Consider the following 24,060-nt stretch of genomic DNA (forward strand, 5'->3'; position numbering starts at 1 on the left):
CCTGCGGGGACATCATGCCTGCCCACATCAGCACGCTCGCCATTCCGACGACAGATCCGCTGTTCGCCGTGCGTATCTATGAACGGCTGTTCGATACGCAGCTGACCGAACAGCAGCTTCCCGATCCGCATCAGATGGCATTGCTGGCCAGTGCTGTACCGACCGACAGCATGCGCACCACCATCATCCATTTCACCGATAGCGATGGCAATCTGGTCGCGCTGCATGCCCGCGCATGATTCCGCAGATGCCATCCAGTATCAGTTGAAAATCGACGGAAATGCCAACTGAACTGTCGGCTAAACTGCACCTGCCGCATTTGTCGGAATGAAGTTCGTCGACATGCCATTTTTTACCATGTCGGTTCGACATGTTGTTTTCGTCTACGGAGTAAGCCATGCGCCGCGCCGAACGCCTGTTCCAGATTGCCCAGTACCTGCGCGGCCGCCGGCTGACCACCGCACGCCAACTGGCCGACTGGCTGTCCGTTTCGGAGCGCACGATCTATCGCGACATTCGCGATCTGTCGGTATCCGGCATTCCGATCGAGGGCGAAGCCGGCGTCGGCTATCGCGTGCGCAATGGCTTCGATTTGCAGCCATTGATGTTTTCGTCGGACGAGATCGAGGCGATGGTCGCCGGCATGCGCATGGTGCAAGCCTGGGGCGGCCCGCAACTGGCGGCATCGGGTGCGGCAGCGCTGGCGAAGATCACGCTGGCGCTGCCGCGCGAGAAGCGCGATTTCGTCGAAGCCACACCGCTGTTCGCGCCGACCGTCCATGTCGATCCCGCATACGGCGAACGGCTCGAATCGATACGTCAGGCGATCGGCCATCGCCACAAGCTGCAGCTCAACTACGTCGATGCCCGGCAACAGTCGACGCAACGCACGATTTGGCCGCTCGCGTTATACTTCTGGGGCGGTACCTGGTCGATCGCCGCCTGGTGTGAAGTACGCGACGCTTTCCGTTCCTTCCGCGTCGACCGCATCCGCGCCCTCAGCACGTCCGATCACTACGCCAGTATCAGCGGCCGCCGCCTCGCCGATTTCGTTCGTGCGACGAAAAACGACTGCGCATAGACAATTCCGCGTCCTTTTTTGCACTCTTTCCCGCGTTTTTAGATCAATCCGGCCTGAACTTTCGCGCTGCGTCGACGGCATCGTGCCGTTCGGCTATGCTTTTTTATCCACCTGTGCAATCCGTTGCACGGGTCTGCCACTGACACTCATGCCTACAGAACAAACACCGCTCGACAAGAACACTCCTCCGCCTCTGGCCGTGGCCATCGGTGGCAGCGCGCTGGCCATCATGCTAGCCGCGCTGTCCATGCTCGGCCCGTTCTCCGTCGATACTTATCTACCGGCCTTCCCGAACATCCAGGCATCGCTGGGCGCCACGCCGCTCGAAGTGCAGCAGACGCTGACGGCCTACATGTTCTCGTTCTCGGTGATGATCCTGCTGCACGGCGCACTGTCCGATGCGTTCGGGCGGCGTAACATCATCCTCGTCTCGCTCGCCGTGTTCGCAGTAGCAACGCTCGGCTGCGCTGGCGCGCACAGCATCGAATACCTGTGGGCCTTCCGCATGCTGCAGGGGCTGGCTGCCGGCGCCGGCGTCGTGATCGGCCGCGCCATCATCCGCGATCTCTACGAAGGTGCGGCGGCGGAAAAGTTGCTGTCGATGGTGACGATGATCTTCTCGATCGCACCGGCCATTGCGCCCATCATCGGCGGCTGGGTCGTCAAGCATATGGACTGGCGCGCGATCTTTCTCGGCCTGTTCATCTATGCGGCGCTGCTGCTGTTCTATTGCTATCGCCGACTGCCGGAATCGCTGTCGCCCGCACATCGGCATCCGTTCAATCCATCCTTCCTGTTCCACAGCTACAGGCGCGTATTCCGCTCGCCGCTGTTCCACCTGAAGGCAGGCACCATTGCGTTCAACTTCGCGGGCATGTTTCTGTATGTGGCAGCCGCGCCGGTCTTTCTCGTCGAACACCTGAAACTGGGGCCGGACCAGTTCGGCTGGCAGTTCATCCCTACTGTGGGCGGCATCTTCTGCGGTGCGCTCACTGCCAATCGCATGGCGGGCCGGCTGCCGGTCGCGCGGCAGGTAGCCATCGGCTTCGGCCTGCTGCTCGGCGCGGCGATCTTCAATGTCGTCTATCACGCGCTCTTTGCGCCGGCGCTGCCGTGGTCGGTCGGCACGCTGTTCTTCTACACCTTCGGCATGTCGATGGTGGCACCCGGCGTCACGCTGCTGGTGCTGGACCTGTTTCCCAATATCCGCGGCACCGTCGCGGCCTGCCAATCCTTCCTGCAGACGATGCTCGCTGCGCTGGTGGCGGGCGTGATTGCACCGACGCTGTCGCATTCGCCGATCATGCTGGCATGCGGCCAGCTCGGCTGCACGCTAATCGCGCTATGCCTGTGGCAAGGCGGCGCCGCCTATCGCCAGTATTTGCATGCGCGCGACAATCCGAACGCGTGGGAAACTATCGAATAAGCATCGAACAGGTATCGAATAAATATCGGATGGGCATCAGGCAAGCATCGAATGAATCATCCTCGCTTGGGCAGTAATGACGCCACCATCATTTTTTGTTAACGTGCAGCCGTTCTCACCGCATCGGAGAAACGCATGATTCACGATTTCGCTTCCGCGTCCCAAGCCACACTACGCTTCCTTCGTGGCCGCTTCGGCCTCGACTTGTGGATGGTCACGCGCACCGAGGGAGAAGACTGGATCGTGCTGGCCGTCGAAGAATCCTGCTACGGTACGCAGCCCGGTTCCGTATTCCGCTGGTCCGATTCCTTCTGCTCGCGCATGGTGCAGGGCTGCGGCCCGCGCGTCGCACCGCGTGCGCAGGAAGTGGAAGCGTATGCGACAGCACCGATTGCGTCGCAACTGAAGATCGGCGCCTATGTCGGCGTTCCCATCATGCGGCAGGATGGTTCGTTGTTCGGCACGTTGTGCGCGGTCGATCCGCAACCCCAATCCGACAGCATCCGCGAAGGCCAGGAAACGATCGAACTGCTGGCCGATCTGCTCAGCAGTCTGCTGCATGCGGAACTGTCGGCTGCCGACAGCCTGCGGCGCGCCGAACGTGCGGAAGCCGAAGCGGCATCCGACGGATTGACGACGCTGTACAACCGGCGCGGCTGGGAACAATTGATTGCGCATGAAGAAGAACGCTGCCGCCGCTACGGCAATCCGGCCTGTGTCATCTCGATCGATCTCGACGACCTCAAATTCATCAACGACACGCAGGGCCATGCAGCCGGCGACCGTCTGCTGCAGGGTGCAGCGCAGGCGATGCGCATGGCGGCACGCAGCCACGACGTAGTGGCGCGTCTCGGCGGCGACGAATTCGCCATCCTGGCCGTCGAATGCGATCTGCTCGCCGCCGAAGCCCTGATCGACCGGCTGCGCCAGCAGTTGCAGCAAAACGGCATCGCCGCCTCCATCGGCCATGCCGCACGCCATCCGCAACATGGTCTGCATGCCGCCTGCGAACAAGCCGATGCCAATATGTATGCCGAGAAGAAACGCCGCAAGAGCGGTAACCCCGCTGCCATATTGCAGCAAGGTATTGCCGGTTAAACTTTTCGCCATCCCCTGTTGTCTGCCTTCTGTCGGCACTGCGCCGCCATCAGGAGGAAACCCATGCCAAAACCCCGCACCGGCCAGGCTCCACCCAAACTGGATCGCGAGCAGTTTCACGAACGCTTCGCCGCTTCGTTCATCGATCCGACCTTCGATACAGTACGCAACGACATCGCACGCGTAGAGCAGATCGCGTGGGACAACTACCGGCAATCGCATAAAGCGCCATTGACCGAGAAAGCCGGCCCCGGTTTCGCCGATCCCGATTACGATCTCTCCATCGAATGGCGCGCCACGCGCGACAGGCTGATAGCCGCAGAAGCAAAACAGAAAGATCCGGCCACGCCGTCGCGCGTGCTGGTGATCTGTGGTGCCGCGCGCAACGACGGCAGTTGCCCCGGCGAGATGTCGAAGACGTTCCGTCTGACGCAGCTGGCGCAGCACGAATTGCAGGGCATCGGCATCGAGGTCGATCTGCTCGACCTGAGTCTGCTGATCTCCGACTACGACCGCCACATCCATCCGTGCAAGGGATGCGTATCCACCGCGATGCCGTTGTGCCATTGGCCGTGCAGCTGCTATCCGAATCACGGCCTGCACCAGACAAATGACTGGATGGCGGAAATCTACGAGAAGTGGGTCGCCGCGCATGCGGTGCTAATCGTCACGCCGGTGCACTGGTATCAAGCGCCAAGCGTGCTGAAGCTGATGATGGACAGGCTGGTCTGCGCCGACGGCGGCAATCCTGATCCCACGCTGACCTCCGGCAAGGATGCCGAGATGGCGAAGGCCGTCGAGCTGGCCGGCTGGCCGTATCCCAAGCATCTAGCCGGCCGCGCCTACGGCGTCGTCGTGCATGGCGACGTCGCCGGCATCGAGGGCGTGCGGCGCGCGCTGTGCGACTGGCTGGACTGGATGGGCCTGATCGACGCCGGCTTCACCGCACGGCTCGATCGCTTCATCGGTTATTACGAATCGTATGCGGAAAGCCATGCAGCACTGGATCGCGATACGGCGGTGCAGGAAGAAGTGAAAAACGTCGCCCGTGCCGTCGCTGCCGCCGTCGGCGAACTGCGCGCGGGATGCTTGTCGAAACCCGATGCGCACTTGCACGATCCGAGGCCGAAGTAATCGGAAGCGCACTATCCGCTGTCACCGCCGCATCAATACGGGAAAATCGCATTCTGCTGACGACATGCCAAGGCTCCGGGCCACTTGTTTCCCGGATGACAATTCGAGCAAATCGCATATCTCTCCATGCCAAATAACTGTATATTCATACAGTATATTGATACGACCGAAAAAATCCTTCGTTCGGCCATATGGAGAGTTATGCCCCCGTTGTCCTCATTGCCTGCTTCCCGAATCCCGTTGCCGGACGCCGTATGGCGCGGCGACCAGATGGGATCATGCCGCCTGCAGACGATTCCATCCGGCTATGCCGCGCTGGATAAGGAACTGCCGGGCGGCGGCTGGCCGCCTTCCGCGCTGACGGAATTGCTGCTTGCCGGAGCCGGCGCGGGGGAATGGCGTTTGCTCGCGCCGGCACTCTCCACGCTGACCCGGTCCGGCAAGACGCTCATCCTGCTGGCGCCGCCCTGCATTCCCCATGCCGGCGCGCTGCATGACCTCGGCATCCGGACGGACAACATTCTGCTGGTCGATGCGGACAAGGCGACCGACCGCGTCTGGGCTGCCGAGCAGGCATTGAAAAACGCCAGCTTCGGCGCACTGCTCTGCTGGTTTCCGCAAGTACGCACCGAACACCTGCGACGGTTGCAACTGGCCGCAGCCGCCTGCGAGGGGCTGACCTTTATTTTCCGTTCTCCGATCGCGCAGGAACAATCGTCCCCCGCTCCCTTGCGGCTGGCCTGTCAGCCTGCGCCGGCAGGCCGCATGTCCGTCGACATCATCAAACGGCGCGGCCCGGTGCATGCCGCTCCACTGATCCTGCCCCTGTCCGTGCCGCGCACGCTGCAAAAGCCGCTGGCACGTGTTTCATCTTCATACGGTAACGTTTTCCATGCTGTGGATCGCGCTTCACCTGCCGCAATTGCCGCTCGACGCCCTGCTGCGCTGTCGGTTTAGCCCGGAATCGGGCGAACCCGATCCGCTCATCGGCATGCCGGTCGCGATCTGCGAGCACCGGCACGTCGGCTGGTGCAATCGTCATGCCGAAGAAGCGGGTATTCAGGCGGGCATGTCCGAATCGAATGCGCATGCACTGGCCAGCCGGCTGCAATCCTTGCCACGCAATGAAAATGCAGAAGCCCAAACCCTGCAGGAAGCCGCACTGTGGGCGCTACATTTCACACCGCATGTCGTGCTGTGCGCCGACGGCCTGCTGATCGAAGTATCCGCCAGCCTGCGGCTTTTCCGCGGCGCCTCCGCCATCGCATCGCAATTGCTGACGGGATGTTCCGAACTCGGGCTGCATGCGCGCCTGGCCACGGCTTCCACGGCGACCGGCGCATGGCTGCGCGCGCAATGCACAGTGCTGGACGACATCTTCGCCGCCGATATCGCGCAGGCGCTCGATCCGCTTCCGGTTTGCGTGCTGGCCTCCGCGCAACCGTATCTGGAAACCCTCGAAGGCATCGGTTGCCATACCGTCGGACAGCTGCGCCGTCTGCCGCGCACCGGCCTGACGCGGCGCTTCGGCCGCGAAATCCTGCGCGAACTGGATCGCGCCTACGGCGACGAAGCGGAAGCGCATCGATGGTTCGTTCCGCCCGAAAAATTCGATGCCCGGCTCGAATTGCCGGCACGCGTGGAAAACACGGAAGCCCTGCTGTTTGCCGCACGACGCATGCTGCTGCAACTCACCGGCTGGCTGACGGCACGCCATGCCGCCGCCCTCGGCATCACGCTGGAACTGCACCATGAGGCGCAGCGACACCGCGATCATCACTGCACATCGCTTGCGCTCGTGCTCGGCATGCCCAGCCGCGACATCGATCACTTGACGCTGCTGCTGCGCGAACGACTGGCGCAATTGGTCTTGCCGGCACCGGTCATCGAACTGACATTGAAAGCCGACCGCATCGCGCCGCAGGCTGCGCCCAATACCGAACTGTTTCCGACACCCGCATCGGATAGCGAAAACATCGGCCGTCTGATCGAACGCCTGCAAAGCCGGCTGGGGCCGGCGGCCGTCCGGCAATTGATGGCGGTGGCAGACCACAGACCGGAACGCAGCGTGGCCATGCCCGCCGTGACCGGACGCAACGTCGTGCGGCGCGTCGATGAAGAAGCGCTGTCGATCGCACCAACGCGTCCGACGTGGCTGCTGCCGCAGCCGCTGGCACTGACAACACAACAGCACAAACCCGTCTATCACGGACCGTTGACGCTGCTGACCGGTCCCGAACGCATCGAAGCCGGCTGGTGGGACGATGCACTGGCCACGCGCGATTACTTCGTCGCGCAGAACGCGCAGCATCAATTGCTGTGGATCTATCGCTTGCGCACCATGCAGGAAGACACCGGTTCGGGCTGGTTTTTGCACGGCTTCTTCGGTTGATTCGACTCGCACATCATGTCTGCCCTTTCGTCCGAATTTCTGCCCGCCTACGCCGAACTGCATTGCCGTTCCAATTTCAGTTTTCTGCAAGGCGCCTCGCATCCGGAAGAGCTGGTCGCGCGCGCAGCGGAACTGGATTACGCCGCTCTCGCAATTACCGACGAATGCTCGCTAGCCGGAGTAGTACGTGCACACGTCGAAGCAAAGGCGCGCGGCCTGCGTCTGATCATCGGTAGCGAGATCACATTGCAGTGCGGCATGAGACTGGTGTTCCTGGCGCAAAACCGTGACGGCTACGGCAATCTGTCCGAACTGATCACGCTCGGCAGGCGGCGTGCCGCCAAAGGAACTTACACGCTGCGGCGCGACGATCTCGATCCGCAGACATGCGAACCGACAACCATGCATCTCGCCGGCCTGCCGGATTGCTTCGTGCTGCTGATCCCCCAGCACAGCCACACGCGCGAAGAACTTGCCGAGCAAGCCAGATGGCTGGCGCGTCTTTTCCCGGGCCGGGCCTGGATTTCGGTTTCGCTGCTGCACTGGCACGACGACGAATATCGGCTGGCGCAATTCACCGGCATCGCGTCCGAGAGCGGCCTGCCGCTGGCTGCCTCCGGCGATGTGCTGATGCACGTGCGTTCGCGCAAGCCGCTGCAGGATACGTTGACGGCCGTGCGCATCGGCAAGCCGGTAGCCGAATGCGGCATGGCGCTGCAGCCGAATGCAGAACAGCATCTGCGCTCGCGCCTGCGGCTGGCGCAACTCTACGCACCTGCGCTGCTGCAGGAAACGATACGCATCGCAGACGCCTGCACGTTTTCACTCGACGAATTGCGTTACGAATATCCGGAGGAAATCGTGCCGCCGGGCGAAACACTGTCCGGCTATCTACGCCGCCTGACATATGAAGGCGCGCAACGCCGCTTCCCAAAAGGAATTTCGGAAAAAATCCTGAAACAGATCGAACACGAACTGCTGCTGATCGCCGAACTGAAGTACGAACCGTTCTTCCTGACCGTCTACGACATCGTGCAGTTCGCACGCAGCAAGAAGATTCTTTGCCAAGGCCGCGGCTCCGCTGCCAATTCCGCCGTCTGCTATTGCCTGCATATCACCGAGGTCGATCCGGATCGCGGCAATACCTTGTTCGAACGTTTCATCTCGCGCGAACGCAACGAGCCGCCGGATATCGATGTCGATTTCGAACATCAGCGGCGCGAAGAAGTCGTGCAGTACATCTATGAAAAATACGGCCGGCATCGTGCCGCGATTGCCGCATCGTTGATCACCTATCGCCCACGCTCTGCCATGAAGGATGTCGGCAAGGCGCTGGGGCTCGATTTCGATCAGGTAAATCGGCTGTCGCAATCGCATAAATGGTGGGACGGCAAAGGCATCAGCGAGGAACGATTGCGGGAAACCGGCTTCGATCCGCAGGCACCCATCGTGCGCAAACTAGTGGAATTGTCCGCCACGCTGATCGGCTTTCCGCGCCATCTGTCGCAGCATGTCGGCGGCTTCGTCATTGCACGCGACACGCTGTCGCGTCTGGTGCCGATCGAGAATGCATCGATGAAAGACCGCAGCGTTATCGAATGGGACAAGGACGATCTGGATTCGCTCGGCCTGCTGAAGGTCGACGTGTTGGCATTGGGCATGCTGTCGGCGATTCGCCGTGCATTGGAAATGATCGGCCAGCAGGAAGGCCAGCCGTTCAGAATGCAGGACATTCCTGAAGGCGACACGGCGACCTACGACATGATCTGCAAGGCCGACACCATCGGCGTATTCCAGATCGAATCACGGGCACAGATGTCGATGCTGCCGCGGTTGCGGCCGCGTGAATATTACGATCTCGTCGTACAAGTTGCGATCGTTCGTCCCGGCCCGATTCAGGGCGGCATGGTGCATCCGTATCTGAAACATCGCCAGATGAAAGAAGAAGACATTCCCTACCCCAAAGGGAAGGTCAAGGAGGCCTTGGTGCGCACACGAGGCGTGCCGATCTTCCAGGAACAGGTAATGCAGATCGCCATCCTGGGCGCTGGTTTCTCGGCAGACGATGCCGATGGCTTGCGACGATCCATGGCTGCATGGCGGCGAAAAGGCACACTGGAAATTTACGAACAGAAATTACGGGAAGGGCTGACCAGGAGTGGCCATGATCCGGATTTCATTCAACGAATCATCCAGCAAATACAAGGCTTCGGCGAATACGGTTTCCCTGAATCGCATGCCGCGGGCTTTGCGCTGCTCGCCTATGTTTCCGCCTGGATCAAATGCCACTATCCCGCCGCCTTTCTCGCCGCGTTGCTCAATTCGCAACCGATGGGATTTTATTCATCGTCGCAACTGGTACAGGACGCCAAACGGCATGGCGTTCCGGTGCGCCCCGTCGACGTGACGGTCAGCGACGTCGAATCGACGATGGAAGACATGCATGCAGACCGTCCCGCCGTACGGCTCGGCTTCCACATGGTCAAGGGCCTGTCGATGGATGATGCTGAACGCATCGTCGCCGCACGCATGCAACGCCCTTTTGCCGATGTCGACGATCTGGCGCGGCGCGCCGGACTGGATCAGCATGCGCTTGGCGCGTTGGCGCACGCCAATGCATTGGCGCCGCTTGCCGGCCATCGCCGGCAAGCCAAGTGGGAAGTCGCCGCCATGAAACCGGCACCGGCATTGCTCAGGCATGCGCCCATTGCCGAAGCACCGCTATGCCTGCCGGCAGCCAGCGAAGGCCAGGAAATCATTGCCGACTACGACAGCACCGGACTGACCCTGAACCGCCATCCGCTGGCATTGCTGCGGCCGCGGCTGCAAACCATGAAGTTGTCCACCGCAAGCGAGATAAAAGACTTTGCCGATCGGCAGATCGCCCGCACCACCGGCATCGTGACGATGCGGCAACGGCCGCCGACGGCCAAGGGAACGATGTTCGTAACAATAGAAGACGAGACCGGCAATACCAATGTAGTCGTCTGGCCGGCGCTGCTGGAAAAACAGCGTAAGGAAGTATTGAATGCGCAATTGCTGACGGTCTATGGCATCTGGCAATGCAAGGACGGCGTCAGCCATCTGGTTGCAAAACGACTCGTCGATCACTCCGGCCTGCTCGGCGAGCTGGCAATCAAAAGCCGGGATTTCAAATAGGCACGCCTGCATCGTACATAAGCAACATTCTTCTCCCTGTCATCGTCCCGTCATAAAAGACGCCTATTATTCACTGCGGTCTGCCACACTCCACCGATAGGTTTGGGCGGACCGCTGAAGCCTGTCTCCTTGCGGATGCGGGCTTTTTTCATTGGCGCGGATAATTCTTTCACGCCTGCGTCAGGCCAAATCCGGGCAAAAAAATGGCCCGGGATCAGCCGGGCCAAAAACAAACAATTCAGCTTGAGGACTGAATCATTGGTACATCGTCGCAGCGGCAAATATTCGCCGCCGCCTTCAATCTTTCTCAATACACTTCGCTGACCTCGCAGCGTCCGCCGGTGCCGATCAACTGGCGCAACTGATTACCGATCGATCCCAGCCCCAGGCTCTCCAGCATGCCCTTGTGGTGCGGCACCATGATCAGGTCGCAGTAATGTTCGCGTGCGAACTGCGCAATGGTTTCCGCCTTGTAGCCGACCAGGACGCGTTCCTGATGCGAAATACCCGCCGCATCCAGCTTTTCGATCAGCGGCTGCAGGACCTGCATGCCGCTTTCGCGATGAAATTCATCCAGCTGGGCGCGGCTGACGTAACGCGTGACAAAGCGGGAAATCGGCAGCTGCACGTTGACCAGGAAGAGTACGACCTTCCGGTCGCGATATCGTTCGATTACATGCTTGGCGGCGCATTCGACGTCGCTGATGTCATGGACGGGAACCAGTACGTGCATCATGAAAATCTCCTTGTCGGGAAACGCAGTTGCAAATCGCACGATCAGCCTTCGGTCGGCACCGTGGCCGAAGCAGCATGCTTGGCTGCCAGCATCTTACCGACGATGACGACGATGGCTGCGCCCAGGATCGGCAGCGCGATTTCCAGATAGTGCGCGTTGGCGAGGTGGCCTTTCAGTGCCGGATCCTCGACTGCCATTTCGCCGGCGACGTAGCCCAGCAGGCCGGCACCGATGGTGACGATGATCGGGAAGCGTTCCATCAGCTTCATCAGCATCGCGCTACCGAACAGGATCAGCGGGATCGTGATGACCATGCCGACGAACAGCAGGCCCATGTGGCCTTTCGCGGCGCCGGCCATGCCGAGCACGTTGTCCAGGCTCATGACGATGTCGGCGATGATGATGGTCTTGACCGCACCCCAGAAGTTGTCGCTGGCACTGACGTCGTCGCCTTCCGGTTCCGGCAGCAGCAGCTTGATGCCGATCCACAGCAGCAGCACGGCACCGACCATTTCGACGTAAGGAATCGTCAGCAGGATGGAGGCGACGGACGTCAGCGCCGTCATCAGGATGACGATGGCGACGGTGCCGATCAGGAAGGCATTACGCTGCTCCTTCGGCGGCAGCGAACGGCAGGCCAGTGCGATGATGACGGCATTGTCGCCCGACAGCAGCACGTTGATGATGATGATCTGGAACAGTGCAACCCACAGGGTCGGGTCGCTGAGCGATGCAAACATGAAAGTCTCCTTGAGATGAATTTGTTGGCAGGTTCATCTTAAGGAGCAGCGCTTACGCAACTCTTTCGCGAACATTACAGTTCGCTTTCACGAACATTACAAAATCCTTACAGCGCAAATGATTACAGCCGCACGAGGCGGCTGTATGAACGATGCTGCAACTGGAATCGCAGATCTGTTTCGATCAGACGCCCAGTGCGCGACCGTCGCTGCGCGGATCGTGCGCACCGCGATAAATGCCGTCGTCGATGCGGATCGCGCCCGGCTGCCCCGACAGCGGGCTTTGCGCCGGAATCGTGCTCATCTCGTGGCCGCGCCGTGTCAACTCGGCGAATACCTGTTCGCCTGCATCCTGTTCCAGCTTCAACGAATCGCGCGTGTCGGAGAACGTCTTGCCGAGCAGGAAACGCGGACGCGACAAGGCCGTCAGCGGATCCATGTTGTAGTCGATCATGCGCGTGAGGATCGCCGTCAGCGTCTGCGGCTGACCGTCAGCACCCTGCGTGCCGTACAACAGCGCCGGCTTGCCGTTCTTCAGGTACATGCCCGGATTGAGCGTATGGAACGGCCGCTTACCCGGTTGCAGCGCATTCGGATGCGCCGGATTCAGGCTGAACGATGCGCCGCGGTTGTGCCACAAGATGCCGGTGTCGCCCGCCATCATGCCGCTGCCCCAGTCGAAATAGACCGTCTGCAGCATCGAGACGGCATTGCCCTCGGCATCGACCGCGCCGATGTACACCGTATCGCCGCGCTTGAACACATGCGGCCATGGCAGTGCGCGCTGCATGTCGATCTCGCCGGCCATCTTGTCCAGATGCGCGGCCGACAGCAGTTCCGCCGACGGCACCTTGACGAATTCCGGATCGGCCACAAAGCGGCGATCGATGAAGGCACGCTTCACCGCTTCCACCAGCAGGTGGTAGTAATCGGCGCTGCCTTCCGGAATCTTCTTCAGGTCGAAGCGTTCCAGGATGCCCATGATTTCCAGCGTCGTCATGCCTTGCGTCGGCGGCTGGTTCGCCAGCAGTTCACCGCCGCGGTAGGAAACGCGCAACGGCGGTTCCACGCGCGCCTGCGTCTTCGCCAGATCGCTTGCAGTCAACGGCGAACCGGCTTCCTTCAACGCTTTCGCGATGCGCTCTCCCAGCTGGCCTTCGTAGAAATCGCGGTAACCGCGCACGGCCAGCGTCTCCAGCGTATCGGCCAGTTGCGGCTGACGGAATATCTCGCCGACATTCGGCACGCGGTTGTCCATCATGAAGTTCTGCGCGACGCCCGGCATGGACGGCATGTCCTTCAAGCGATACTCCATCCAGAAACGCTCGGATTCCGTCACCGGGAAACCGTCGCGTGCGTAGGCAATGGCTTGCTTCAACAATTCCGCCCAGCTTTTCTTGCCGCCCAGCTCGTTGCGGCTGATGTCGAAGGCCTTGCCCAGCGTATCGACGTTGGCCGCCGTGGTCAGCATCGATTGCGCGCCGCGCGTCGGAATCGTGCTGCCGCTGTAGTTCGGCAGCACCTGCGGCGCCTGGCCGATGCCGGACAGTGTGCGTACCTTGCCGTTGCGGTCGCTGATGATCATGAAGCCGTCGCCGCCGAATCCGGAGAAATGCGGATAGGTCACGTTCAGGGAACTCGCAATCGCGATGGCCGCTTCGATCGCGTTACCGCCGGACTTCAACACATCGAGGCCGGCCTTGGTCGCCAGTTCGTGCGGACTGGTCACCATGCCCTTGCTCGATGTCGCCAGCTTGTTGTCCGGCTTCGCTTCCAGCGACATCGGAACCATCGTGCCGAGTGCGATAGCGCTGGAGGTGGATAGGAAATGTCTTCTAGTCATATCAGTGGGCGTGTTTTTCATGATTTTTTCCCTGAACAGTTGAGGGAAACCGCTGTGCGATTTCCCGTTATGTTGCGAATGACAAATGCCTATCAGAAGAAGCTTCCGCCGGGCATCTGTAACGTATCACGACTCGCCGTGCACGCGTTCGGGGAAGGTTTTTTCCAGAGGAATGTGACGATGCGAGAAGTTAGCGGTAATCCACGCATAGACCGGGCCGATCGCATTCATGACGATGACGATACCCAGCGCGGCCAGCGGATCTTTCGGCGTAGGACCGAAGCCGCCGAACAGCGTGGCGAAGAAGGAGGCGAAGCCGAAGAACATGCCGGGGATGAAGTTGAATCCCGGCAGGCGCGCCACCAGCATCATTCCCGAGTTCAGGCAGAACAGGATCACCATTTCGGCGATGACAAGACTGTTACCGGAAAAATTCTTGCCGGCGATGCCGAATCCGGTCACGACCAGGAAACCGGCGATCGATCCGACTGGCAGTGTCGGCCAGATGCGCTTCAGGTTTTCCGGCGTCGGTCCGCCCATGGCGAATGTGCCGGCCCAACTGATAAAGATCGCCCAGACTGGCAGATGCCATGGCAATTGCACCATCAAAACGGTGGTAACGGCCAACAGCGATGCGACTACTTCATGTGGGGGCTTTCTCATTTCTATCTCCTGAAATTCTTGTTTGGTTTGGTTACTGGTATTGCTTGTTGCGGCTTGGGTTAATGGTTACTCATGCCTTCTTGGCTTCATGCTCGTGCTTGTGGTCTGGACAGCCACAGTTGCCATGGCGATGGATCGTGCACTTGTGCTCCGTCACCACGGTAATCCTGCCGCGCTTGATGACCCACGAGCGCGCCGGCATGTCGAGCAAGGCATCGGCCACCTGATAGGTATCGAGGATGACCAGATCAGCCTGCTTGCCGACCGCCACGCCGTAGTCATCGGCGATGCCGATCGAGCGCGCCGCGTTGATCGTGCCCATGTCCAGAATGGCAGCCTGGTTCAGCGGCGTACCAAACGAGATCGCATGCGCCAGCATGTTGCCGATGACCAGCATGTCGGCCTTGCCGAACGGCGTGAACGCGTTGCGGATGTTGTTCGACGAATAGGCGACGTTGACGCCCGCTTCATGCAGCGAACGCACCGGCGTCAGGCCGCGGCGACGGTTCTTCGTATCGTTGCGGCCGCCGAGATACAGATCGGTCGCCGGCAGCGTGATGATGCTGATGTTCGCTTCACGCAGCAGATCGATGATCGGCTTCAGCTCTTCCGGCTCCAGCGCACCGAGGCTGGTGACGTGGCCGAGTGAGACACGGCCGTGATAACCGGTTGCGATCGTCTTCTGCGCGATATAGCCGGTTGCCGCAAAACGCTTGTCCTTGGCTTCGTCGGAAAAGTCCGCGTGCATGTCGATCGGCACATCGTGCTTCTGCGCCATCTCGAACACCTGGTCGACGTGGCGCATGGTGTCTTCCCACGTCAACTCGTTGTACGGGCAGGCGCCGACGACGTCTGCACCCATCTTCATCGACTGCTCCATCAATTCCACCGTGCCCGGCGATTTCAGGATGCCTTCCTGCGGGAAGGCGACGATCTGGATATCGATCAGGTCCTTGTATTCGTCGCGCAGTTCCAGCAGCGTCTCGACGCCGATCAGGCCCTGGATCAGATCCACGTCCGGATGCGCGCGAATCGCGGTCGTACCGTTGGCGACTGCCATGTCCAGCACCTGGCGCGAACGCTGCAGCACGTCGTTTCGTTCCTGCTTGCCTTTCAGCACGCCGGTCACGCGGATCGCTTCGTCCAGCGTGCCCAGCACCGGCGGCATGCGGCGGTGCAGGAAGGCTTTTTCCAGATGCATGTGCGGCTCGACCATGCCGGGAATGACGGCGCGGCCTTCCGCATCGATCACTTCCGCAGCGGAAGCATCGTCGATACCTTCTTCTATCGCAGCGATCTTGCCGTCCTTGATGGCGATATCCATCAGGGGCTTGTCGTCCCATACACGGACGTTACGTATCACCAAATCCATTTTCATGATGTCTCCTCCAGATAATCGTGATGCTAAAAACCGAGTGCGATTCCCTCGCCGCGCGGATCGGCGCCGCCCTCGAAGAACGGCGACCACGGGCCGGGCAGCCGGACTGCCTGCGCCGTGCCCATACGCGGGAACGGCCATTGCGCTGCTTCTGCCGGATGCCCCTGCTTGCGCAATGCATCGAACGTCGCTTCGGGCGCGGCAGATTCCAGCAGCAGCTTGTTTGCATCGTCGCCCCACGAACGGCCGTACAGCACGCGTGGCGCATCGATCGCCTGCTGCACGTCCAGTCCGAAATCGACGACGCGGGTAACCACGGACGTTTGTGCCTGCGGCTGCACTTCGCCGCCCTGCGTGCCGTAGACCATGAACGGCTTGCCGTCCTTGAACAACATGCCAGACATCAGCGTCGATGCGCTCTGCTTGCCCGGCTTGAGTACGTTGGGATGCGCCGCATCCAGCGAAAAAAAGCTGCCGCGGTTCTGCAGCAGCACGCCGGAGACAGGATCGGCAACACAGGAACCGAAATCGAAATACAGGCTTTGCACGAGACCGACCGCATTGCCGTATTTGTCGGCGATGCTGATGAAGGTCGTGTCGCTGCCGCCGGGGCGGTTTTCGTGCGTCAGGCTGGCGTCTGCCATCCAGGCATCGCGCTCTGCATTGGCCAGCGCGGGATCGAGCAGACGGTCGAGAGGAATGTCGTGGAAATCCGGATCGGTCAGATAACGGTCGCGCTTGCTGAACGCCCATTTGATCGCCTGGATCATTGCGTGGTAATACGCCGGCGAATCGGGTTCCAGGCCGGACAGATCGATGCCGTTCAGGAAATTGAGAATCAGCAGGCCGGCGATGCCCTGCGACGGCGGCGGTACCTGATAGGCATCGAAGCCGCGATAGCGGGTGGAAATCGGCTTGACCCACTTTGCCTGATAGCCGTTGAAATCCTGCAGCGTCAGCAGGCCGCCACGACTCTTCAGGTAGGAAACGATGGTGCGCGCCGTCTGTTCGTAGAAATGGCGCGGGCCATGTTCGGCGATCTGTTCCAGCGTATCGGCCAGCGCAATCTGCTGCAGCCGCTCGCCGGCTTGATACGCGACGCCATCCTTCAGAAAAATGCCGGCGGCGCCAGGGTCCTGCCGGAAAACGTCCGCGTCATCGTGAATCCAGCGGCTGATGTCCTGCGTGACGGCCACGCCTTCGCGCGCATAGCGGATCGCCGGCGCCAGTAGACGCGTCAGCGGCAAGGTGCCGAAGCGTTCGTGCGCCAGACGCCAGCTGTCCACCGCGCCCGGCACCGTGATGGCCGAAAGTGGGCCGCGGCTCGGAATGGCATCCATGCCGCGATAGGTATCGAGGGAAATAGCGTTGCCGCAGGTTCCGCTACCGTTCAGCGCCGACAGCGTGTTCGACTTGGCGTCGTGGATCATCCAGAACGCATCGCCGCCGATGCCGATCATGTGCGGGAGCACGACACTCATCGTCGCCGCTGCACAAATGGCCGCGTCGACGGCGGTGCCGCCTTCCTTCAGCACATCCAGCGCCGCGCCGGTCGCCAGATAGTGCGCAGTGGCAACCATGCCGCGTTCTGCGTAGCAAACCGGGCGAGTGGTTCTCATCGTTGCTCCAGGAAACCTGTTCATGGAGACCAGCATACGAAGCAATCGCTGTACAGGAAATCGGGATTGTCTGATTCGCTTCTAGGGATTTTCCTAGATGCGCTGCAGCATTGCCCTGGCACCGCTCTTTACATCGATTCCTGCACCGATTTCTGCATTGCTTGCGATATTACTTACGATATTGCCTACGACATTTTCAGCATTGCCTGCTGCACTGCATCCTGCGCCATTCCGGCTAGGCGTACTACCCAGCCGCCTGGTTATCCGTACCGGCCGTCAATCGTAACCTTCGTTGATCAGCCCGTGCTTCATTGCATAGTAGACCAGATTGGCCGTGGTGGCAGCCTCCATTTTCTGCAGGATGGCGGCCTTGTGCGTGCTGATGGTCTTGTTGCTGAGCGACAGGATGCGGGCGATGTCGTTGACCGAATGCCCTTCCACCAGCATGTTGAAGATCTGGAATTCGCGCGGCGTCAACTGCGTGTGCGGCAAGTCGGCGTCCGGCTTGTGCATTTGCCGGATCAGCTTCTCGGAAATGCCAGGCGAGACGAAACTGCCGCCTTCGGCCACCTTGCGTATGCCTTCGATCAGCTGGCTGGATGCCGTGTTCTTCGTGATGTAGCCGGCCGCACCGGCACGCATCGCCTGTACTGCGTACTGGCTTTCCTGATGCATGCTGAGCACGAGAATCGGCAACTCCGGCTTGATCGCCTTGATCTGCTGGATCAGCGCGATGCCGCTTTTTCCCGGCATTGACATGTCCAGCACCAGCACGTCGAACGGCAGCGTGCGAACTTTCTGCAGCACTTCGTCGCCGTCGCCGGCCTCGCCCGCCACCTCCATGTTGGAGACGAAGGAAATGATCTGCTTCAGACCGTCGCGGATGATCGCGTGGTCGTCGGCAATGAATACACGGATCATGCCGCGCGTCATGGTCGTTCTCCGTTGTTCTGCGCCAGCGGAATCCGCACGTCGATGCGCGTGCCCGATCCCGGCCGGCTCTGTATCTTCAATCTGCCGCCCAGCATGAAGGCGCGCTCGCGCATACCGAGCAGGCCGATGCTGTTTTCGTGCGATTCGACCGAATCGATGCCGCAGCCATTGTCGGCAATGCGCAGCGTGATCGCATTGCCGTCTTCCTGCAACTCGACCACCACCGCCGTTGCGTGGCTGTGACGAATCACGTTGGTTAACGCTTCCTGCAGGATGCGGAAGATGGCAGTGCTGACGTCGCGATCGAAAGCCGGCAGTTTCGGCTGGACCACCAGGTTGAATGCAATCCCGCTGCGCTCCGAAAACGATTCGAGCAACCAGTCCAGCGCGGAAGCCAGACCGAGTTCGTCCAGGATCAGCGGCCGCAGATCGGCAGCGATGCGCTGCACCGATTCGACGGTGGAATCGGCGATGTGCTTCAGCTGCTGCAGATTCTTCGCCCATTCCGCAGCCTGTGCCGCCGACGCATTCTGCAAGCCGTATTGCGTCTCCAGCACACCGAGGCCGATGCGGATCGCCGTCAGCGACTGGCCGAGTTCGTCATGCAGTTCGCGTGATATGCGCGTGCGTTCTTCCTCGCGCACCGATTGCAGATAGGCCGACAGTTCGCGCAACTGGCTGCGCGACTCCAGCAATTCCTGCTCGGCCAGCTTGCGGTCGGTGATGTCGCGCGAAATCCCGGTGGTGCCGATCACGTCGCCCCGCGCATTGCGGATCGGGGTCTTGATCGTGTCGTACCAGCGCAGCGTACCGTCCTGCCCGTGCCGTTGTTCTTCGTAGCGCAGTCGCACGCCCTGCTCCATCACACGGCGGTCGGTCTCGATGTATTCCTGTCCCCACTCCTGGGGCCAGACATCGACCGGCCTGCGGTTCAATATCTGCGCTTCCGGCAGTCCGCAAGCGGTAGCGAAGGCTTCGTTGACGAGGATGTAGCGCGAATCGGCATCCTTCAGCCATGCCTGATCCGGGATGTTGCTGAGGATTGCCTTCTGCAGTTCTTCGTCCGTCTTGCTCACAGTTCACCTTCGCATTCGCTTGCGTACCATACCTGCACAAATACGTACGTGAAGAGCATAGCGCGATGCGCGCGTGCCTGCCTGTTTTTCAGGATGATCTTCATGCCTGATGCTGCTCGGCATGCGGAATCGGAAAGGAAACCGTGAAGGTATTGCCGACGCCGTCCGCATCGTCTTCCAGCGCGATGGCCGCATTGTGCAACGTGGCAATCTCGTGCACGATCGCCAGACCGAGACCGCTTCCCTCCTCGTGCGTGCCCAGCAGACGATGGAAGCGCTCGAAGATACGCTGGCGCTCTTCGACCGGAATGCGCGGACCGTCGTCGCTGACAATCAGGTGGGCCGATTCTTCATCCTGCCGAATGCGCACCGTGACGTGGCCGCCGGACGGCGTATAGCGGATCGCGTTGTCGACGAGATTGTTGATCATCTCGGTCACGCGCACCGCTTCGCCGTTCAGTTGCACCGGTTTTTCGGACGCCTCGAAACCGAGATCGATATTCTTCTTGTAAGCATGCGGCACCCAGTCCTGCGCCGCACGCAGCGCAACCTGGTTCAGATCGAACGGCTGAAAATTGGCGACCACGTTATGCGGCTCGTTGCGCGCCAATGACAGCAGTTGCGACACCAGCCGCGACAACCGTTCCGCGCTCGTATACAGATGGCCGAGCGCGCGCTGCACCTGCGTGAAATCGGTTTCGCGCAACGCCAGTTCGAGATGCGCCTTCAGGCCGGCAACCGGCGTGCGCAACTGATGTGCGGTATCGGCGATGAATCGTTCCTGAAAGCCGAGCACGGCATCGACGCGCGTCATCAGATCGTTGACGGCACCGACCAGCGGCTCCACTTCTCCCGGCACATCGGTTGCATGGATGGGACTCAAATCCAGATGCGAGCGCATACCGACTTCATGCTGCAGCCTGCGCAGCGGCGCAAGTCCCTGTGCCACGCCACGCCAGATCAACAGGCCGGCGATCAGGATCAGCAGCACCTGCGGCAAGATCACCTGCAGCAGCAGCGTACGCATGTAGCGATCGCGCTTGCCCTGCGTTTCCGCCACCTGGATGGTGACGGGTTCGCTGGCCGGATGCACCAGCGGCTGGCTGTGCAGCAAGGCAATGCGTACCGGCTTGCCGTCGAAGATATCGTCGTAATAGGCAACCTCTCGACCGTTACGGAATTTCTTCTGTGCCGGCAACGTCGGATCGCCGGCAATGATATCGCCGTCATCGGTTCTGATCAGGTAGTAGACGTCGTCTTCTTCGTCAAGAAACAGTGTGCGTTCTGCCTCGGCCGACAGGTTGAAACCGAATTCGCGGCCGTCGTGCGTGACGTGCAGCAGCAGTTCGCGCGCGATCTCGTTCAGTTCGACGTCGTAGACGCTGTTGGCGACATGACGCACGACGAAATAGCTGCCGGCGATATCGATCAGCAGGATCACCGACAGCGGAATCAGCACCAGCCGCATCAGGCGGCTGCGTAATGTCGGGTTTCCCTTCGACTTGCTGTTCGGGTTCGCCGTCGGCTTGACAGGAGAATGCGCGGTTGACGTGGCGGCAGGATCGTCCATCCGACCATCCGTTTCCTGTGCGGTATCAGGCTTCACCGGCCTTCTCCAGCAGATAGCCCATGCCGCGCACGGTGCGGATGTTGATGTTGAACGGCTCCAGTTTCTTGCGCACGCGATGCACGTAAACTTCGATTGCATTGCTGCCGCCGTCATCGCCCCAGCCGAACAGGCGATCGACCATCTGTTCCTTCGTCACCACCTGCCCCTGGCGCGACAGCAGCAGTTCCAGCACCGCCAGCTCCCGCACGGAAAGTTCAACCGGCTGCTCGTTGTAGAACAGCCGATGCGCTTCCAGATCGAAACGCAGGCCGCCGTGCGTCAAGCTCTTGCCGGCATCGAACTGGCCGCGGCGAATCAGCGCCCGCACGCGTGCCTCGAATTCGGGCAGATCGAACGGCTTGGTCATGTAATCGTCGGCGCCAAGATCGAGGCCCAGCACACGGTCGTCCAGCGTATCGCGCGCGGTCAGGATCAGGACCGGGATGCGCGAGCGGCGTTCGCGCAGGCGGCGCAGGACGGTCAGGCCGTCGAGCTTCGGCAGGCTGATGTCCAGCAGCACCAGCGCATAGGTATCGGTGTTGAGCGCACGCAATGCGTCTTCGCCATTGTCCACGCAATCGACGGTGTACGACGCCTGGCTCAGCGCGCGCGTCAGCGCGGCGGACAAGACCTCATCGTCTTCGACTATCAGTATGCGCATACCCGCATGCCTCTCCTGTGAAACTGTCTCCATGTCGGCATCGTCGTGCGACGCCTGTTTATTGGTGCGGCACCCGGCCGGCGCACACAGGATAAGGACAGACTTGCGCCGTGTCTACAACCGCTGTTGCGCCGCTTCCATCCCGCCAAATTCGGAAAATCGGCAGGCACCTATCCAAAAAGTTTTTTGAAAAATGCGTCAACCGCCGTTTCCGGCAGGCGTTAAAGCCAGTACGGATCGGCATCGATTCGTATTTTTCCTCATACTTTAGAGAGAGAGCATTCACATGAAAAAATTGATCGCTGTCCTGGTTGCCGGCCTGTTTGCCTCCGTCGCATTTGCACAAGAACCTGCTGCTGCCGACGCTACTGCTCCGGTTGCAAAAGAAGCCAAAGCAACGAAAGCACACACCAAGAAGCACAAAACATCGAAGAAAAAAGCCAAGGCAAAAGCTGCTGCACCGGCAGCCGCTCCTGAAGCCAAGTAATCGATTGTCGTAAAAAAGGCAGGCGTCGCCTGTCTTTTTTATTGGTACGCGAGAGCGGAAACCGGTTTCCGTTCTCGGTATCTGCTCGTGCGCGCGCAAGCAATGCACGCATCCGGCACGCAACTGCGCTATTCGATCGCAGCCTTCTTTCGTTTCAACATTGCGCATCGCCTGTGCGTAATGCATCGCACGGGTTTTCTCTTCACCTTCCTCACCCGCGCATTTCCAATTGATTTGCAACGGCTGCAGATCAGCGCAGCTTGATGCACAATCCGTCTGGCGGCATATCCGTTCTGCCTGTTGCCGCGACGGAACTCCAGCCGCTCTCCGCTTGTCGGACGCGAAGACGCCCTCCCAATAAATACTCAGCGAGCCTTCATGATTATTTATCAGGTCTATCCGCGCAGCTTCAACGATTCCAACAACGACGGCGTTGGCGACCTCGCCGGCATCGAGCAGAAACTCGCCTACATCAAGAGCCTGGGCGTCGATGCGATCTGGATCAGCCCGTTCTTCAAATCGCCGATGGTCGATTTCGGCTACGACGTGGCCGACTACCGCGCAGTCGACCCGATGTTCGGCACGATGGAAGATTTCCAGAGCCTGCTGGCAAAAGCCAAGACAGCCGGCGTCGGCATCATCGTCGACATGGTGATCTCGCACACGTCGGAGCAGCATCAATGGTTCAAGGACAGCCGGCTCGGCCTGAACGGCAGGGGCAACTGGTATCTGTGGGCATCGCCGCAACCGGACGGCAGCCCGCCGAACAACTGGGTCTCCGTATTCGGCGGTCCAGCATGGCGCTGGGATGCGGAGCGGCGGCAATATTATTTCCACTCGTTCTTTTCCAGCCAGCCCGATCTGAACATGCACAATCCCGACGTGCAGGATCAGATTCTGTCGGAAATGCGTTTCTGGCTGGACATGGGCGTGGCCGGTTTCCGCTTCGATGCCTGCAATCATATCTTCCAGGACAAACAGCTACGCAACAATCCGGCGCGTGACGACGCCAGCACCGCCCTGCATCCGTACGGCTTCCAGAATCACATCTACGATCAGGGCCAGCCGGAAATGCTGCCCTTCCTCGAAAAGATTCGCACGCTGCTCGACGAATACGGTGCCTACAGTCTGGCCGAAGTCGGCGGCTACGATCCGATCAAGCTGATGGGGCAATACACGCAGGCAGGCCGCCTGCATTCCGCCTATAGCTTCGCGATGATGCAGCCCGACAGCAGCGCGCAGCGCGCGCGCGACGTCATCACCGAACTGGAAAACAATATCGTCGCGCCCGGCCGCGCCTGCTATGCGCTCAGCAATCATGACAAGCCGCGCGTCGCCACACGCTGGCTCAACGGCCGCGACCGTGCACAGACAGCCAAGGAAATGCTGGCGCTGCTGTTTTCGATGCGCGGCGACATCTGTCTGTATCAGGGCGAAGAACTCGGCCTGCCGCAGGCCGAGGTGCCGTACGAACGGCTGCAGGACCCGTTCGGCAAATCCTTCTGGCCCAAATTCAAGGGCCGCGACGGCTGCCGCACACCGATGCCATGGAACAACAAGCTGCACGGCGGCTTCAGCCGCGTCGAACCGTGGCTGCCGGTCAGCGACGAACATCGCGCGATCAACGTCGAAAAGCAGGAAACCGATCCCAACTCGGTGCTGCAGTTCTACCGCAAGACGATCGCCTTTCGCCGCGCGCATCCGGCGCTGCTGCACGGCGACATCTCGCTGCTGCCGTCGCCGCACGGCGTGCTCGCCTTCCGCCGCCAATACAAAGGAAAGGAAGGCGACGAAACGCTGCTTTGCCTGTTCAACATGGATGTGATCGAACACACGGTCACCTGCTCGCCGGGCGACATGCTGCTGGGCCAGAACGCCACGATCGACCTGTTCGGCGTGCTGCTTGGCGTCAGCGGCTTCTGCATCCTGTCCGAAGCCTGAGCCGGCAACTCGCACTCAAGACCAATCCGCAAACAGATTTCAAACAAACGAACGTGGCATCGCGGCCACATCTTGCGCGCCGGC

The 24,060-nt window shown here is 60.6% G+C and carries 21 protein-coding genes; 10 read left to right on the plus strand and 11 right to left on the minus strand.

Translation table 11 applies throughout. From position 1 onward, the window contains the following. The first annotated feature begins 14 nt into the window (after positions 1–14). The 8 genes from ACO1VH_RS05490 (at position 15) to ACO1VH_RS05525 (ending at position 10,290) form a co-directional block, all read left to right on the plus strand. Positions 15–239 carry a hypothetical protein gene (locus ACO1VH_RS05490; RefSeq protein ID WP_486243251.1) on the plus strand — a complete coding sequence of 75 codons (225 nt, stop codon included), beginning with the start codon at positions 15–17 and terminating at the stop codon, positions 237–239. 158 nt (positions 240–397) lie between these two features. Next, positions 398–1,081, plus strand: coding sequence for a helix-turn-helix transcriptional regulator (locus ACO1VH_RS05495; RefSeq protein WP_486243253.1), 684 nt, complete (start codon positions 398–400; stop codon positions 1,079–1,081). Between the two features lie 148 nt (positions 1,082–1,229). Then, positions 1,230–2,507 carry a multidrug effflux MFS transporter gene (locus ACO1VH_RS05500; RefSeq protein ID WP_486243255.1) on the plus strand — a complete coding sequence of 426 codons (1,278 nt, stop codon included), beginning with the start codon at positions 1,230–1,232 and terminating at the stop codon, positions 2,505–2,507. Positions 2,508–2,642: 135 nt separating this feature from the next. Continuing rightward, positions 2,643–3,605 carry a sensor domain-containing diguanylate cyclase gene (locus ACO1VH_RS05505; protein ID WP_486243257.1) on the plus strand — a complete coding sequence of 321 codons (963 nt, stop codon included), beginning with the start codon at positions 2,643–2,645 and terminating at the stop codon, positions 3,603–3,605. 63 nt (positions 3,606–3,668) lie between these two features. Continuing rightward, positions 3,669–4,739, plus strand: coding sequence for a flavodoxin family protein (locus tag ACO1VH_RS05510; protein WP_486243259.1), 1,071 nt, complete (start codon positions 3,669–3,671; stop codon positions 4,737–4,739). Between the two features lie 240 nt (positions 4,740–4,979). Beyond that, a complete protein-coding gene (imuA, locus tag ACO1VH_RS05515; RefSeq protein WP_486243261.1) occupies positions 4,980–5,696 on the plus strand; it encodes a translesion DNA synthesis-associated protein ImuA in 717 nt (238 codons plus the stop codon). Continuing rightward, positions 5,632–7,131 (plus strand): Y-family DNA polymerase, encoded by a 1,500-nt coding sequence (locus ACO1VH_RS05520; protein WP_486243263.1) that lies wholly within the window; start codon positions 5,632–5,634, stop codon positions 7,129–7,131. The genes imuA and ACO1VH_RS05520 overlap by 65 nt, the downstream gene beginning before the upstream one ends. Positions 7,132–7,146: 15 nt before the next feature. After that, entirely contained in the window at positions 7,147–10,290 is a 3,144-nt protein-coding gene (locus tag ACO1VH_RS05525; RefSeq protein ID WP_486243265.1) for an error-prone DNA polymerase, read from the plus strand. Positions 10,291–10,340: 50 nt separating this feature from the next. Here ACO1VH_RS05525 and ACO1VH_RS05530 read toward each other — a convergent pair whose 3' ends face one another. The 11 genes from ACO1VH_RS05530 to ACO1VH_RS05580 form a co-directional block, all read right to left on the minus strand. Next, positions 10,341–10,601: a hypothetical protein gene (locus ACO1VH_RS05530; protein ID WP_486243267.1), complete on the minus strand. Its 261-nt coding sequence runs from the start codon at positions 10,599–10,601 to the stop codon at positions 10,341–10,343. Then, positions 10,598–11,026 (minus strand): universal stress protein, encoded by a 429-nt coding sequence (locus tag ACO1VH_RS05535; protein ID WP_486243269.1) that lies wholly within the window; start codon positions 11,024–11,026, stop codon positions 10,598–10,600. The genes ACO1VH_RS05530 and ACO1VH_RS05535 overlap by 4 nt, the downstream gene beginning before the upstream one ends. A gap of 41 nt (positions 11,027–11,067) precedes the next feature. After that, a complete protein-coding gene (locus ACO1VH_RS05540; RefSeq protein WP_486243271.1) occupies positions 11,068–11,766 on the minus strand; it encodes a TerC family protein in 699 nt (232 codons plus the stop codon). A 184-nt stretch (positions 11,767–11,950) separates the two neighbouring features. Further along, complete coding sequence (gene ggt, locus ACO1VH_RS05545; RefSeq protein ID WP_486243273.1) at positions 11,951–13,630, minus strand: gamma-glutamyltransferase; 1,680 nt, start codon at positions 13,628–13,630, stop codon at positions 11,951–11,953. A gap of 105 nt (positions 13,631–13,735) precedes the next feature. Next, positions 13,736–14,272: a DUF1097 domain-containing protein gene (locus tag ACO1VH_RS05550; RefSeq protein WP_486243275.1), complete on the minus strand. Its 537-nt coding sequence runs from the start codon at positions 14,270–14,272 to the stop codon at positions 13,736–13,738. 70 nt (positions 14,273–14,342) lie between these two features. After that, a complete protein-coding gene (locus tag ACO1VH_RS05555) occupies positions 14,343–15,650 on the minus strand; it encodes an amidohydrolase family protein (RefSeq protein WP_486243277.1) in 1,308 nt (435 codons plus the stop codon). Between the two features lie 26 nt (positions 15,651–15,676). After that, positions 15,677–17,269, minus strand: a complete 1,593-nt coding sequence (gene ggt, locus ACO1VH_RS05560; RefSeq protein ID WP_486243279.1) for a gamma-glutamyltransferase — start codon at positions 17,267–17,269, stop codon at positions 15,677–15,679. Between the two features lie 276 nt (positions 17,270–17,545). Then, positions 17,546–18,190: a response regulator gene (locus tag ACO1VH_RS05565; protein ID WP_486243614.1), complete on the minus strand. Its 645-nt coding sequence runs from the start codon at positions 18,188–18,190 to the stop codon at positions 17,546–17,548. Positions 18,191–18,198: 8 nt separating this feature from the next. After that, positions 18,199–19,278: a PAS domain-containing sensor histidine kinase gene (locus ACO1VH_RS05570; RefSeq protein ID WP_486243281.1), complete on the minus strand. Its 1,080-nt coding sequence runs from the start codon at positions 19,276–19,278 to the stop codon at positions 18,199–18,201. 100 nt (positions 19,279–19,378) lie between these two features. Beyond that, a complete protein-coding gene (locus ACO1VH_RS05575; protein ID WP_486243283.1) occupies positions 19,379–20,884 on the minus strand; it encodes a sensor histidine kinase in 1,506 nt (501 codons plus the stop codon). Further along, the gene (locus tag ACO1VH_RS05580) at positions 20,874–21,548 is read right to left on the minus strand and encodes a response regulator (protein WP_486243285.1); all 675 of its coding nucleotides are present in this window, start codon (positions 21,546–21,548) and stop codon (positions 20,874–20,876) included. Before ACO1VH_RS05580 ends, ACO1VH_RS05575 begins: the two co-directional genes overlap by 11 nt. A 286-nt stretch (positions 21,549–21,834) precedes the next feature. Here ACO1VH_RS05580 and ACO1VH_RS05585 point away from each other — a divergent pair, with 286 nt between their 5' ends. Both ACO1VH_RS05585 and ACO1VH_RS05590 read left to right on the plus strand, forming a co-directional pair. Beyond that, positions 21,835–22,035, plus strand: coding sequence for a hypothetical protein (locus ACO1VH_RS05585; protein ID WP_486243287.1), 201 nt, complete (start codon positions 21,835–21,837; stop codon positions 22,033–22,035). A 378-nt stretch (positions 22,036–22,413) separates the two neighbouring features. Further along, the gene (locus ACO1VH_RS05590) at positions 22,414–23,976 is read left to right on the plus strand and encodes an alpha-glucosidase (RefSeq protein ID WP_486243289.1); all 1,563 of its coding nucleotides are present in this window, start codon (positions 22,414–22,416) and stop codon (positions 23,974–23,976) included. The last annotated feature ends 84 nt before the right edge of the window (positions 23,977–24,060 follow it).

The organism is Oxalicibacterium sp., assembly GCF_057353965.1.